At 56.9% G+C, this 13,747-nt stretch carries 11 protein-coding genes and 2 pseudogenes; 6 read left to right on the top strand and 7 right to left on the bottom strand.

Annotated elements, in window-relative coordinates:
- Positions 1-207: 207 nt before the first annotated feature.
- The 3 genes and pseudogenes from KP808_RS20115 (at position 208) to KP808_RS20110 (ending at position 2,890) form a co-directional block, all read left to right on the top strand.
- A pseudogene (locus KP808_RS20115) lies at positions 208-851 on the top strand (haloacid dehalogenase type II).
- Positions 839-973 (top strand): annotated as a pseudogene (locus KP808_RS26240) (D-amino-acid oxidase); the annotation flags it as partial. The pseudogenes KP808_RS20115 and KP808_RS26240, both read left to right, overlap by 13 nt.
- A 531-nt stretch (positions 974-1,504) precedes the next feature.
- Entirely contained in the window at positions 1,505-2,890 is a 1,386-nt protein-coding gene (locus KP808_RS20110; RefSeq protein ID WP_122258130.1) for a GntP family permease, read from the top strand.
- A 120-nt stretch (positions 2,891-3,010) separates the two neighbouring features.
- Here KP808_RS20110 and KP808_RS20105 read toward each other — a convergent pair whose 3' ends face one another.
- The 4 genes from KP808_RS20105 to KP808_RS20090 are packed head-to-tail and all read right to left on the bottom strand — an operon-like array spanning position 3,011 to position 7,503.
- Positions 3,011-4,228, bottom strand: coding sequence for a DUF4350 domain-containing protein (locus KP808_RS20105; protein ID WP_230016756.1), 1,218 nt, complete (start codon positions 4,226-4,228; stop codon positions 3,011-3,013).
- Entirely contained in the window at positions 4,225-5,814 is a 1,590-nt protein-coding gene (locus KP808_RS20100) for a DUF4129 domain-containing protein (RefSeq protein ID WP_230016755.1), read from the bottom strand. Before KP808_RS20100 ends, KP808_RS20105 begins: the two co-directional genes overlap by 4 nt.
- Positions 5,801-6,781, bottom strand: coding sequence for a stage II sporulation protein M (locus KP808_RS20095; RefSeq protein ID WP_230016754.1), 981 nt, complete (start codon positions 6,779-6,781; stop codon positions 5,801-5,803). Before KP808_RS20095 ends, KP808_RS20100 begins: the two co-directional genes overlap by 14 nt.
- Positions 6,778-7,503 carry an RDD family protein gene (locus KP808_RS20090; protein WP_230016753.1) on the bottom strand — a complete coding sequence of 242 codons (726 nt, stop codon included), beginning with the start codon at positions 7,501-7,503 and terminating at the stop codon, positions 6,778-6,780. The genes KP808_RS20095 and KP808_RS20090 overlap by 4 nt, the downstream gene beginning before the upstream one ends.
- A gap of 180 nt (positions 7,504-7,683) precedes the next feature.
- Here KP808_RS20090 and sbcB point away from each other — a divergent pair, with 180 nt between their 5' ends.
- Positions 7,684-9,114 carry an exodeoxyribonuclease I gene (gene sbcB / locus KP808_RS20085; RefSeq protein ID WP_122281582.1) on the top strand — a complete coding sequence of 477 codons (1,431 nt, stop codon included), beginning with the start codon at positions 7,684-7,686 and terminating at the stop codon, positions 9,112-9,114.
- Positions 9,115-9,184: 70 nt separating this feature from the next.
- Here sbcB and mvaT read toward each other — a convergent pair whose 3' ends face one another.
- Positions 9,185-9,565 carry a histone-like nucleoid-structuring protein MvaT gene (gene mvaT, locus KP808_RS20080; RefSeq protein ID WP_002554971.1) on the bottom strand — a complete coding sequence of 127 codons (381 nt, stop codon included), beginning with the start codon at positions 9,563-9,565 and terminating at the stop codon, positions 9,185-9,187.
- 357 nt (positions 9,566-9,922) lie between these two features.
- On the opposite strand from mvaT, the gene purU reads away from it, so the two are divergent.
- On the top strand, positions 9,923-10,774 hold the full coding sequence (purU, locus tag KP808_RS20075) for a formyltetrahydrofolate deformylase (protein ID WP_003363851.1): 852 nt from the start codon (positions 9,923-9,925) through the stop codon (positions 10,772-10,774).
- A gap of 78 nt (positions 10,775-10,852) precedes the next feature.
- Complete coding sequence (locus KP808_RS20070; RefSeq protein ID WP_230016752.1) at positions 10,853-11,053, top strand: hypothetical protein; 201 nt, start codon at positions 10,853-10,855, stop codon at positions 11,051-11,053.
- A gap of 49 nt (positions 11,054-11,102) precedes the next feature.
- Here KP808_RS20070 and KP808_RS20065 read toward each other — a convergent pair whose 3' ends face one another.
- Together KP808_RS20065 and KP808_RS20060 are read right to left on the bottom strand one after the other, a co-directional pair.
- Positions 11,103-12,575 carry an inorganic phosphate transporter gene (locus KP808_RS20065; RefSeq protein ID WP_058400769.1) on the bottom strand — a complete coding sequence of 491 codons (1,473 nt, stop codon included), beginning with the start codon at positions 12,573-12,575 and terminating at the stop codon, positions 11,103-11,105.
- 205 nt (positions 12,576-12,780) lie between these two features.
- Entirely contained in the window at positions 12,781-12,978 is a 198-nt protein-coding gene (locus KP808_RS20060; protein WP_058400770.1) for a hypothetical protein, read from the bottom strand.
- Positions 12,979-13,747: the final 769 nt, after the last annotated feature.

Below are 13,747 nucleotides of genomic sequence, written 5' to 3'. Positions count from 1 at the left end.
TGCGTAAGGATGCCTTTTCTGTCTGAAAGGCAGGTGCGTTTACGTGCCTGTTAGGTAAAGACAGCAATCGACCAGGATCGGGCACTCACAGGCAGTGCCCCTCCGGCTTTATTCAGGAGTAGCGCCGTTCAAAATTGGCTCTTAGCAACTTGGTGCTCAAATCCTCCCAATGCTCGACAAAAGCAGTGCTTTCTTCGTCCCAAGTACATCACCTTCGACTGCTACGGCACCTTGACCAACTTCAAGACGGCGGCCCTGACGCGCGAGCTGTTCGCCGATCGCATCGGCCCCGAGCGCATGGAGCAATTCATCAAGGATTTCGCTGCGTATCGCCTGGACCACGTCATGAGTGACTGGCGGCCTTACGATGAAATTCTCAAACCGCGCTGGCGCGAACATGCAAGCGATGGGGCATCGAATACCGCGATGAAGGCCAGACCTACTACGACGCGGTGCCGACCTGGGGGCCGCACCCGGATGTGCCAGCGGGCCTGGCAAAAATCGCCGGCAAGATTCCACTGGTGATTTTCTCTAACGCCTTGGACGAACAAATCATGTCCAACGTCAACAAGCTCGGAGCGCCGTTCCACAAAGTGTTCACCGCTCAACAGGCTCAAGCCTATAAACCGCGCCTGGCAGCGTTTGAGTTCATGCTCGATAGCCTTGGCTGCGCGCCTGAAGATGTGCTGCACGTATCTTCAAGCTTCCGTTATGACTTGATGTCGGCCCATGACATGAAAATCAAGCACAAAGCCTTCGTCGCCTACGGCCATTAGCAGCCGACGGATGTCGCCTTCGGCTACCACCAGATCCCGGACATTGGCGGATTGCCAGGATTGGTCGGTCTTTAAGCCCCGGCGCTGGTCACTTGATTGCCGATATTGTCAGCGGCGCACCCCCGATCGTTGATCCGCGACCGTATCACCCGGGCCGATTCCGGAAATCAGCCTGGAGTAAAGTGGCGGACTTCTGATCGACTGCATTGCTCCGCAGATTAGCTGGCGTCCCTGAACACAGCTTGCATCTGCCCTCTGTCTGCAGTTACGACCTGATCTTGCTTATGAAAGAAGATCAGTCTTGACAAGTTTTTGTCATTGGGGAAATACTTTGCTGCAATTCATATATATGACTATATAACAAGGCGAATAGGTCAATGAATGCTCTGTCCAACGATGCCCGTTTGCCGCTGTATCAACGTCTTCATGACCAGTTGGCCCAGCAGATTGCAGCCAATCACTGGCACCCTGGCCCGTGACTACGCCGGCACCCCGCTAGAGTGGCGTCGCTCTCATGCCTATTTTCATGTTGACCTCCTGACTGAACTACCTGACAGCAGTGACATGGCAGCAGGTTGCGAAGTGTTTGCCTTTCCTGAAACGGGTGTTGCACGTGAAGGTACCCATACGCTGTCTGGTTTTTTGCGTGCTTCGTCGAGCGTTACGTCTCGAACCGGTTTTTCAAATGCTGAGTGCAGCCTCAGCGCCAGCCCAACTGAGATATTTTCATGACTACCTTAGATATACAGCTTCTAATGACCGCGCTTGTCAGCGTCGTGGTATTGGTGGCACTGATCGTGTCGCGCCTCAAGATGCACCCGCTTTTGGCCCTGATGGTAGTTTCTGTTGGTGTGGGCTTTGCTACCCAAATGCAGCCAGAAAGTATCGTCGCTCACTTGATCGCCGGTGCCGGAAAGACACTAGGGGCCGTTGGGATTGTGATCGCGCTTGGCGCGATGCTAGGCAAAATCCTGGCTGATGCTGGCGTCACGGAGCAGCTGGCCGAGGTCATCCTGAAGCGCACCCCGGATCGCCTGATACCTTGGGCAATGATGATGGTTGCGTTTGTCGTTGGCATACCCATGTTTTTCGAGGTGGGTTTGGTGATTATGCTGCCGCTGATATTCAGTGTGGCGCGAAAGCTGGAAAGCCAGGCTCGCTTCAAAGGCTCGGCGTATGTGTATGTGGGTGTTCCAGTGATTTCGGCGCTCGCCGCCATGCATGGCATGGTACCGCCGCACCCTGGCCCGTTGACGGCCATCGCTGCACTCAAAACCTCAGTGGGGCCCACAATGCTCTACGGCTTTCTCGCGGCTATTCCAGCAATGATTTTGGGCGGTCCACTTTATGGCGCGTTCATTTCGAAGCGCATGAGCACCAGGCCTGATCAGGCATTACTTGATCAGTTCACTCTGGCCGAAAAAACCGACAATCAACCCCGCCCCGGCGTTTTGCTCGGCGTACTGGCAGCCTTGCTACCGGCGATCCTGATGCTGATCAATGCCGTCGCCGAGATGGTGCTACCCAAGGGCAATGCGATGCTGCAAATGGCCAGTTTCGTGGGCAACCCGCTGATATCCATGCTCTTAGGCGTGCTTTTCGCCGGCGCAAGCCTGGTACTGGCGCGCGGTGGCGACGCCGAAAAGGTGCGCGATTCGCTGGGTAAAAGCCTCAAGCCTATTGCCTCCATCATCATGATCATCGCAGGAGGCGGGGCATTTCAGGAGATGCTAACCAGTGCCAAGGTAGGCGATGCTATCGTGCACCTGACCCAGCAGTCTGCCTTCCCTCCGTTAATCCTGGGTTGGCTGATTGCGATGTTACTCTCGGTCTCCACTGGCTCCGCAACTGTGGGCATCGTAGGGGCTGCAGGCTTGCTGGCACCACTTGCGGGCGCTGATCCCACCCTTAACTTGCCCTTGCTGGCATTATCAATCGGCTGCGGTTCGCTGTTTTTCAATTATGCGAACCATGCAGGCTTCTGGATGGTAAAGGAGTCCTTTGGCATGACAATGGGAGAAGCGACGAAGACTATCTCGGTGGTTCAATCCATTGTGGCGGTGGTCGGATTGGTTGTGGTGTTGATCTTGAATGCGGTTATTACAGTAAGTTGAGTCGGGATTCATTCGCAGCGCCGAAGCCTGCCCAAATGAGGTATCCAACACTACGTACCCATGAGCTTCTAAAGGTTTGATTTCAATACCGCAGATATCCAACGATTCGCCAGTACAGGATCACAGGGCATTCCTGAGCGTTTGCAGGTGGGCTACCTGACGGGTGAATTCGCTGTGTGAGACGCGTTGCGGCGGGCGAGGGCGCAGGGCGTCGCTGATGGCGCTGGTGGGCTGTCGGGTCAGACGCGAAAGCACCTGCCATTGTTCTGCGACAGCCAGCCGCTCGAAGCCTGGATGAAGCTGGCGGGCGCGGCGCAGGATGTCTTGTTGCAGGCTCTTTATCAGCGTTTGTTGCCCGCTGCGTCTGCGCAGGAACTCGGCGCTGGCACGCAGGTGCTCGGTCAGTTGGCGACGTGCAAGGGGGGCGGGCCGTCGCATCGGGCCTTCGCGCAGGCCGATGTGCCAGAGGCCCAGGCCAATCAGCAACGCCAGCGTCAGCAGTGCCTGAGGGTAGTTGCGCAGCAGCAGGGTCAGCAGGTTGTCGTGTTCGGTTTGCAGCACCAGGGTCACTTCACTGCCCTGGGTCAGATACCAGAGCAGCCAGGCATTATCATAGTTGCCGATCGAGCGGATTTTCCACAGGTTGGCGTCAGTCACAATCGTGATCAATCCGTTACCACGGTTTATTTGCAGCAGGTGTGTGGCATCGGCGCTGTTGGCCCACGACTGTGCATGGTCTTGCGGGTCTTCCAGATGGAACGCAGGATCGAAGCTCATGTATGCCGGGGCACTTTCGTTTTCCAGATACAAGCGGGTCAGTTCCGGCCAAGGCTCTTTTTTGCGTTTTGGCGAGGGGGTTATCAACGGGATGGGCAGCGGCTGCTGAGCGTCGCTCAGCTGTTGTTCCTGCGCATTGATGTCCGTAGTGAGGTATTGATGAACTTGCAACCTGTCCAGCAACAGATCGCCGCTGCGACCTTTTTTCTCATTCCAGAGTTGCTCGGCCACTACCAGCAGGTGCCCGCCCGCTTCGGCCCAGTTCAGCAGCCGTTCGGTTTGCGCAGGTGTCATGTCTTCCCGGTCATTGAGCAACAGCAGCGTCTGGGTGCTCTGACTCGGGTCGGGAAGCCGGGCCAGTGTGTCAGTGGTGTTTACCGTGATGGAGAGGCTACGCAGGAAGTGTTCGGCCGCAAGCCAGGGATTGGCCTTTGCCTGTGGCGAGGGGCCCTGATCCACGGTTTTCTCGTAGCGCTCCAGGTGACGGCTGAGGTAAAGCCCTGCGCCTGTCAGCAGTAAAAGGGCCAGTAGCCCGATCAGTATTCCGGTGCGGCGGCTCATGCCTGCACCGCCGGATTGAACAGGCGACGCCAGCCATCGCAAAGCTGCTGCCGGGCATGCGCCGGTGGCAGTCGATGCCCGTAGGCGAGGTTTTGCCAGTGCATGGTCAGGTCATGACTGAATTCACTGAGCAGCGGCTGGTTCAGCGCAGCGATATGCGCCAGTACCTGAGCTTCGGTATCGGCACTTTTCAACGGCAGTCGATAGTCGCTCAGCAAGCGACTGAGCAGTGCGCGGTACAACAGGCTCAGGGCTTCACGAGGCTGGCTGCTCCAGAGCTGCTCGGCCCGGCCCGCGACATCGTCAGGCAGGCTTTCGGCATTCACTTGCAGGCCCAATAGCTGCCGTGGAGCCGGGCGTGTGGTTTTTGTTCTGCCGGGCGCCCGGCTTACAAAGGTCTTGAACCAGTCTCTGTAATACCAGAGCACCAGCCCGGTCAGGCCGATAACCACGCCCCACAGCAGCACCTCAATCAGGCTGGCCATGGCGCTCGCGGCCCTAAGAAGCCGATTGAGCCAGGTAAGCAGCCAGCCCTGGTCGTGGGTGTCCCGAACCACAGACTGGCTTTTCTGTTGTTCAGGGAAGCGCCAGCCTGTCTCGGTTTTGGGGTTCTTGAAGGGCGGCTGTTGCAGGATGCTGTGTATTTCGCTACGTGCCGCTTCGCTGGTCAGTGTCTGGCGGGTCAGGCGCGGCGTGTCCGGTGCAGCCAGGGAGGTGGGCGGTTCTGTCGCGCTGCTATCGGGCAGCGGGCAGCTGTAGCTCTGTTGTTCGGCCCAGACCTTGGCCGGTGCCGTCGAAAGCACCAGTCCGACACCGATCAACACTACATAGGCGCTGCCGATCAGGCGCTGACGCAGGCGTCTGAAAACCAGCTCTATATCCCACGCCTCAAGAACCGTTCGGCGATTGAGGTACAGGGTGAAGCCGCACGCAACGTAGATGGGTTCCCAGAGTACCAGCGCCAGTGCATAGAAGAGGTTGGTCAGGTGGTCGATCCACAGCCACTGGTTTTCAACGTCGAGCAGACTCATCCAGTGCCAGTCGATCTGGATCTGCTGCGGAATAAACGCGTAAAGCAGGATCAGCAGACCTACCCACAATGAGTATTCCAGGTGTGCGCCGACAATGGTGAGCAGCCGTGCGGCGCGCAGGTCTTTCTGGCTGAGCAGGCTGATACGCAGGTCGCGTTCCGTGCCTGCCAGATGCTCCAGTTGTTGCACCGGCAACTGAAAGCTGCGACTCAGGCAGAGTCTTCGCCACAACAGGCTTGGCAACAGCTGGCTTTTCAAGGTCGCGGGCCACGCCTTGAGGGCTTGCCCGAGCGTCGGCGTTGCCCCGAACAGTGACTGCGAAAGGATGAGCAGCGGAAAGCGTTCGAACGCAGGCTTGAGCCACCAGAACAGCAGAATGGCGGCCGTGGGGTAGTCCCATAGCAGTGCGCTGAGCAGGCAGAAAACGGGCAGGGTGACGATTGCCCAACTGCTCATCAGCAGACCGCGGTGACGACCCGCTAGCAGCACGCCCAGGTCGATGGCTTCCCAAGGGGATCGAGGGCGTATGGCGACGTTTGACTCAGTCAGGCGCATGAGGTGTACGTCCTGCCAGGGTCAGATACGCAGCGACCAGCAGCCATAGGGCGGCACCTGCAAGGTACTTGAGCAGCGGTCCGGGCCAGGTCATCGATGACCAGTAAGCCTCGATGAATGCCGCAATCAGCAGAAACAGGATGACCCCGCCGATCAGTTGCACACTGGTCCTGGCCGCAACACGCAGCGCGGTACTGCGCGTCAGCTTTCCAGGGGCCAGCAAAGCCCATCCCAGCTTAAGACCCGCCGCCCCGGCCAGGGCGATGGCGGTCAGCTCGAAAGCACCGTGACCGATGACGAATGTCCAGAATGTCTGCCCGAAGCCGATGTCGGTCAGATGACCGGCAATTGCGCCTGTCATCAATCCATTGAACAGCAGAAAAAACAGGCTGCCCAGCCCGAACAGCAAACCGCTGGCGTAGGTTTGAAAGGCAATGCCGATATTGTTCATGATGTAGTAGCCGAACATCATCCAGTCCGCGTCGGAGGCTCTTTCGACGGGTTGTCCGATCCGGCTGGCCGATGGGTCATACATGCTCTGCATGTCGGCCAGTTGCTCAGGACTGACAATACTGTAGATCAGTTGCGGAAAACCGTAGACCAACAGCCCCATGCCTATCAGGCTGCCGAAGAACAACAGGCTGGCGACCAGGACGAAACGCCACTCGGCGCGCACCAGTCGCGGAAAGCCTCCGAGAACAAAGCCCAGCAGACGAGCGCCCATCGCACTGCGGTGTCGGTAAAGCTGTTGGTGGCCACGCATGGCCAGTTGATGCAAGGGGTCGACCAGGTGGCTGCTGTAGCCACGCTCCTGTGCCAGCGCCAGGTGGTGGCAGACGCGTCGATAATCACCGGGGAATGTTTCGCAGGCATTGGCATCGGCCTTGCCGTTTTCCAGCGCATCAAGGCGCTGACCAAAGCGTTGCCACTCATCTTTATGGCGGGTTTCAAACAGGCTCTGCTTCATCTATGCCCCAGCAGGTTGCGGGCGATGCCGTTTACATGAGCGACCGCTTTATCAGCGGGGATGTGCAAGGGTTCTGCAAGAATTGCGGCCAGCTCCCGGGTGCGGGCAATGGACAGTTCACCTTGTCGTTCCGCCAGACTGAGCACTGCCCGCTGTTCATCCAGATGCAGGGCGAACGGCACAATCACCGGTTCTGCCTCTGGCAGGGTGGGGCGCGTTATCGGCTGGTCGCTATAGATGACCAGCGTCCCGGCTGCGAGATCACCCAGCCTTTTGAATAATGGATGGCTCAGGCAACTGATTGCACCCAGCCCGTAGCCCAGCGGGAGCATGTCGACGAAACGCAGCAGGTTGCGTATCAACGACGCGGACCAGTCTATCGGCGTGCCGTCATCGTGCACCACCCGCAGGCCTAGTATTCGCTTTCCGGGAGTACGCCCCTGACTCAGCACTTCAAACAGCACCATGTACCACCAGTTGATCAGAAAAAACACGATGGCGGCCAGGCCCATGCCGAGCTTGTCAAACCACTGCAAGAGTAAAAAAAACACGCCGATGAGGGTTGCGCGAATGGCGAAGTCGATACCGAACGCCAATGCGCGGGAAACCAGTCCGGCAGGGCGAAGAACCATATCGATGCCTTCCGGCGTCTCGATTTCAATGCGGGTGTCCAGTGGCGTGGGCAGCGCTGCATTCCTTGGCGAAGCGGGAGGAGATGACATTGTCGGGAGGACGCGCCTGAAAACGAAAACTGATGCTAGCTATCGCAGCGGAGCTAAGCAACCGACCATTCAAGACGCGGGCTGTAAGAAAACATTTCCCGGTACGCCGGATATTACCCGATTAGGCAATGACACCTGTCACGCCCTACACTTCGCGGGTCTTTTGTTCAGGATCAGCCCGTGACTTCCAGCATTTTCTGGTACGACTACGAAACCACCGGCATCAACCCGCGCAATGATCGTGCGCTGCAGATGGCCGGAATCCGCACCGATACCGAACTCAATGAAATCGCGCCGCCGGTCAATCTGCATTGCCAGCTAAGTGACGACATTCTGCCCCATCCCGCTGCCTGTGTGATCACCGGAATCACGCCGGCCACGCTGGCAGAAAAAGGCTTGTGCGAGGCGGATTTCATGACTCGCGTACATGCCGAACTTTCTGCGCCAGGTACCTGTGGTGCGGGGTACAACACACTGCGTTTCGACGACGAAGTCACGCGTTACAGTTTTTATCGCAACTTCTTCGACCCTTATGCACGCGAGTGGCAGGGCGGTAACAGCCGCTGGGATCTTATCGATGTCGTGCGCGCAGCCTATGCATTGCGCCCCGATGGCATTGTCTGGCCCGAACAGGACGGCCGGGTCACACTCAAGCTGGAACGACTGACTGCTGCCAACGGCATTGATCACGGACAGGCGCATGATGCGTTATCCGACGTGCGTGCAACTATTGCCCTGGCGCGCCTGATTCGTGAAAAACAGCCGAAGCTTTATGACTATCTGTTTACACTGCGCAGTAAACAGAAAGTTCAGGAGCAGGTTCGTCTGATGCAGCCACTGGTACATATATCGGGACGTTTTTCTGCGGCACGCAGTTACCTTGGCGTGGTGCTGCCGCTGGCATGGCACCCGCATAACCGCAACGCCCTGATCGTCTGTGACCTGCACCTTGACCCTTCACCGTTGTTGCAAGACGACGCTGAAGTACTCAAGCAGCGTTTATATACCCGGCATGACGCGCTGGGGGAAGGCGAATTGCCGGTGCCGCTCAAATTACTGCATATAAACCGTTGCCCGGTGATCGCCCCCCTGGGGGTGCTGCGCAGCGAAGATCAGCAGCGGCTGCAATTGGATATGACGGGCTACCAGGCACGTGCAACGCAATTGAGTGAAAGCCCGGAAGTTTGGCAGGATAAACTGCGAGTCCTTTATGGCAAGGAAGATTTTGCCGCAAGTGAGGATCCAGAACAGCAGTTATATGACGGTTTTATCGGTGATCGTGATCGTCGACTGTGCGAGCAAGTTCGGCAAGCCGAGCCCGAACAACTGGCGCGTGACGCGTGGCCTTTTGATGACGCCCGATTGCCTGAATTGTTATTCAGGTACCGGGCTCGTAACTTTCCTGACACCTTGAGCAGTGAAGAGCAACAACGTTGGCAAGACTTCTGTCAGCAGCGTCTGAGCGACCCGGAGCGGGGCGCACCCAATACCCTGAAGGACTTTGCGACTGCGCTGGCTGAATGCTCTCTTAGTGCCGCACCAGAGCAGTTGGAGGTGTTGCGCCAGTGGCAGGATTACGCGCAGGCGCTGAGTAAACGTCTGGGTGTATAAATAACGGACAATAAAAAACGCCAGCAGGCTGGCGTTTTTGCAATCGCAATGAAGCGCGACCGTTTTAAGCTTAGCCCAGCAGAGTGGCCCAGCTTTCGACGTCGTCACTGCCCCACTTGGCTTTCCACTCTTTCAATGTCTTGTGGTTGCCACCTTTGGTTTCGATGACTTCACCGTTGTGCGGGTTCTTGTATTGCTTGACCTTACGGGCGCGTTTGGTACCGGCAGGTTTAACAGCGCCACCACGGGGGGCTTTGTTTACCTTGGCATCCGGATCCAGCAGGGCAATGATGTCACGCAGCGACTTTTGATATTCGCCCATCAGCGTACGCAGCTTGCCTTCGAATTCCAGCTCGGTTTGCAGTTTGTCGTCTTGCGACAGGTTCTTCAAACGGGCTTGCAGTTCTTTGATGGCTTCTTCTGTGGCGCGGTATTCGTTGATCAGGGACATGAGGAGACCTTATGTTGTGTAGGTTGCAGGGATACAGTGGGGCAATAATAGTCACTGTAAATCAGCAAGTAAACATTAAATAAAAGTTTTATTTGAATTATTTAGCAATATACACGCGTCCTACAGACGTCTGAACTAGGCAGGCGCCGAGCCACCTTCAAAAGATCCTCGCTATAAAGCCCTCCTTTATATAGGTCTTGTTAAGCGTCGCGGGGGGTAAAAGTCGATAGTGGCACGGTGCAATCTTTTGCCTGGGCGGTGTCCTTTTCGGCCTGCACATTCAGGCAGCAAAGATACTGCAGTTTTGCTGCGCAGCCGCTAGAATAGCGGCTTTGCGAAGTTCTGGAGTTTCCCCCAATGCGCACTTTTCGTCTGGTGATTGCTTGCCCGGACCGTGTAGGCATCGTTGCCAAAGTCAGTAACTTTCTGGCGTCCCATAACGGCTGGATCACCGAAGCGAGTCATCATTCGGACAATCTCAGCGGCTGGTTTTTCATGCGTCACGAAATACGTGCCGACACCCTGCCTTTTGATCTGGACGGGTTCCGTGAAGCGTTCACGCCGATCGCGGAAGAGTTTTCGATGGACTGGCGCATCACCGACTCGGCGCAGAAGAAGCGCGTCGTGCTCATGGCAAGCCGCGAATCGCACTGTCTGGCCGACCTGCTGCACCGCTGGCACAGCGACGAACTCGACTGCGATATAGCCTGTGTGATTTCAAACCACCAGGACCTGCGCAGCATGGTCGAGTGGCATGACATCCCTTATTACCATGTCCCGGTAGACCCGAAAGACAAGGAGCCTGCATTTGCCGAAGTCTCGCGTCTGGTCGGGCATCATCAGGCTGACGTTGTGGTTCTTGCGCGTTACATGCAAATTCTGCCGCCACAACTGTGCCGTGAATATGCCCATCAGGTGATCAACATTCACCACAGCTTCCTGCCATCCTTCGTCGGTGCCAAGCCTTATCATCAGGCGTCTTTGCGTGGCGTCAAGTTGATTGGCGCAACCTGCCACTATGTGACCGAAGAGCTCGATGCCGGCCCGATCATCGAACAGGATGTGGTGCGCGTCAGCCATCGCGACAGCATCGAAAACATGGTGCGCTTCGGTCGCGACGTGGAAAAGATGGTATTGGCCCGCGGCCTGCGCGCTCATCTGGAAGACCGTGTTCTGGTACACGACAACAAGACAGTCGTCTTCGACTGATCTATCTTTTCGGGAGTGCGCCTGTCGCGCTCCCGACCTGGCTCGTCGGCAATGGTGCAACGCTCAAGGTGACAGCCAATGACCGATCCTCTCGATAAAGCCACATCCACCGCTCCCGCCACACTTGGCGAGGGCTGTATCAGTCGCTATGACCCCGCCGCCCTGACTCCGGAAAACGGTGCCGATTTCGACGGTGCGGCAGCGCTATGGCGTGAATTGCAGCAATCGGAAGTGCCCGATGAAAGGCTTGTCGAGAAAGGAGCGAAGGGGGAGGGGTGAATCAAGCCCTTCAGGCAGTGCAAGGCTGCACCGCCTGAGGGGCTCTGAATCAGGACAGTGCCTTGGAGGCCAGCCAGAACAGCGCTGCGGACAACGCTACCGTTGCAGGCAGGGTCAGCACCCAGGCCAGCAGGATGGTGCGAACGGTTCCGCCTTGCAGGCCGCTCTTGTTGGCGACCATGGTCCCGGCAACACCTGATGACAGGATGTGGGTGGTAGATACCGGAAGACTGAACACGTTGGCCATGCCGATGGCGCAGGCGGTGGTGATTTGCGCCGACATGCCCTGTGCGTAAGTCATGCCTTGCTTGCCGATCTTCTCGCCGATCGTCAGTACCACGCGTTTCCAGCCAACCATGGTGCCGATGCCCAGTGCCAGTGCGACCGCCAGAATTACCCAGAACGGAGCGTATTCTGTGGTGGTGGTCAGGTCCTTGCGAAGTTTCTCCAGATCGGATTTTTCTCGCGCTGACAGGTCTGGAAGTTTGCCGACCTTGCGCGCCGTGTCGTCCAGGCACAAAAGATAGCGGCGCACTTCGATGCGGCTTTCAGGGGCTAGCGAGTGGTAGTCGGAGACGCCTTTGAGGCGGTCGAGCAGCGCGTCGATGGTGGGTTCGGTCTGCTTTGGATTACAGGCAGAGCTGGACGGCAAGTCGCCTTTTTCAGCCTTGCCCATGGCCAGATATTCGCCCAGCGTGCTGCTGTTGCGTTGATAGAACTGGCTCAGATGCTGGGTCGCATCGCGGGTACGTTCGATCTGGTAGGTCGTGCTGGTCAGGTCCAGTACAAACTGGCTGGGCACGATGCCGATGAGCACCAGCATGATCAGACCGATGCCTTTCTGACCGTCGTTCGAACCATGTACGAAGCTGACCGCCATTGCGGAAATGACCAGCACCAGGCGGTTCCAGAATGGAGGGTGCTTCTTGTCGTCGAGCTTGCGACGCTGGTCCGGGGTTTTATGCATCTTCGACTGCGGGCGCCACCATTTCAGCGCAACCAGCACCAGGCCGGCAACGATGAAGCCGGCCAGCGGCGAGAACACCAGCGAAGCACCAATGTCGATCGCTTTCTGCCAGTTGACGCCGTCGGCCAACGGGATGCCGTTGATCAGTGCATTGGCCAGACCGACACCGAGTATCGAACCGATCAGGGTGTGCGAACTGGAGGCCGGGATACCGAAGTACCAGGTACCGAGGTTCCAGGTAATGGCCGCCGCCAGCAGCGAGAACACCATGGCCAGGCCATGTCCGGTGTTGACGTTGATGAGCAGTTCGACCGGCAGCAGATGGACGATGGCGTAAGCAACGCCCACACCGCCCAGCAGCACGCCGAGGAAGTTGAATACACCAGAGAAGAACACGGCCAGATGAGGCGGCATGGCTTTGGTATAAATGACTGTCGCCACCGCGTTGGCGGTGTCATGAAAGCCGTTGATGAACTCGAAGGTGAGGACAAAAGCCAGGGCGAGCAAAAGGCTCACAAGCACCCAGGCATCAAGCCCGCTGAATAAATCGATCATGTAGGTTTTCTGACCGGGTCTGAAGGGGGCGCGATTATGACAGAAAAAATACCGAACGACTTGTCGTCACTGCGAGGTGTCGCCTCAAACCAAAAAAAAGACGCATGAGCGCCGCCCCGTTGAATGCTCAATGAGGCTGTAAGGCGGTTAGTTCCGGGGGCTGGAAGGCAGAGATGAGCAGTCGGGGATCATGAGACCCGCGATGTCACTGCTCTTCTTTCAGGCCTTCTTCCATTTTTTGCAATTCTTGCTTGAACGCCTGGTCCAGCAGGCTGGCTCTTTTGCGCCAAGGCTTGCGTTCCGGTTCCGGTTGCGCGGCGTAGGTGGTGATTTCACCGCCGTAGACATCCTTGTAACGTTGTTCCTGGCGCTCAAGTTCCGCGCGCAGTTCATCTTTAGTCACTGTAATACCTGATCGAGTCGATTGAGTTCTGGTGATGACGCAAAACAATGCAAGTATGTTCACGCCATTCGGACTGTATACCAGATACAGTCAGAGACCTGCTCGGGCCATTGCCCGAAGAGGTTGCGGAACATCCTGTTATTGCCTGCGGCTACGTACACCAGAGAAACAGCTGTCGTAGCGACATGTGTGTGATTTCGAACGCAAGGCTTGCGCTGGCAGGCTTCCCTTTGATCGCGCGGCGATGGTGCACCGTGACAGCGCTTCGACGGGATAATCGAGGCAGAAATCGGGTGAACGGATCAATCGTTTGCGAGGGTGTTGCCGACCCACTGATGGATACTATCTCCAAGAAGTTCTGTTACGTCAACAACAGAGGTTGAATAAGTTCACAGGTCTGGTTTTTTTGTACGATTGTTCCGAAGTTTTAGTGAGCCATTTATATGACGGAACTTTTATAAAACAAATTTTACACACCTGGTGACAAAACCCTGACGATGAAATTCAGAGAGTTTTATATGCACGATGTCTGGAGTTGTGATGCGGGGTTCAGCAGGCGGGGCGTGTTCATGCGCAGCAGGCGCTGCCGCAATGAAAACGGCCTTGCTTGGTAAGCAAGGCCGCTGCCTTGGACTTCTCAGTGGGTACCTGACCAGTAATTTCCAAGAAGTCACTTCGTGGCAGAGGTAAAGGTATAAGTATATTTACGGCGGGTCAATTGCGATTATCGGCCACCTGTTCGATAATCGCACAAGCAGAGGCTGTCTTC

Source organism: Pseudomonas savastanoi (assembly GCF_020917325.1).
In the GTDB taxonomy this organism is placed as follows: Bacteria; Pseudomonadota; Gammaproteobacteria; order Pseudomonadales; family Pseudomonadaceae; genus Aquipseudomonas; species Aquipseudomonas amygdali.
Note: the sequence above shows the minus strand (reverse complement) of the source record. Positions and strands in the feature narration are given on the sequence as shown.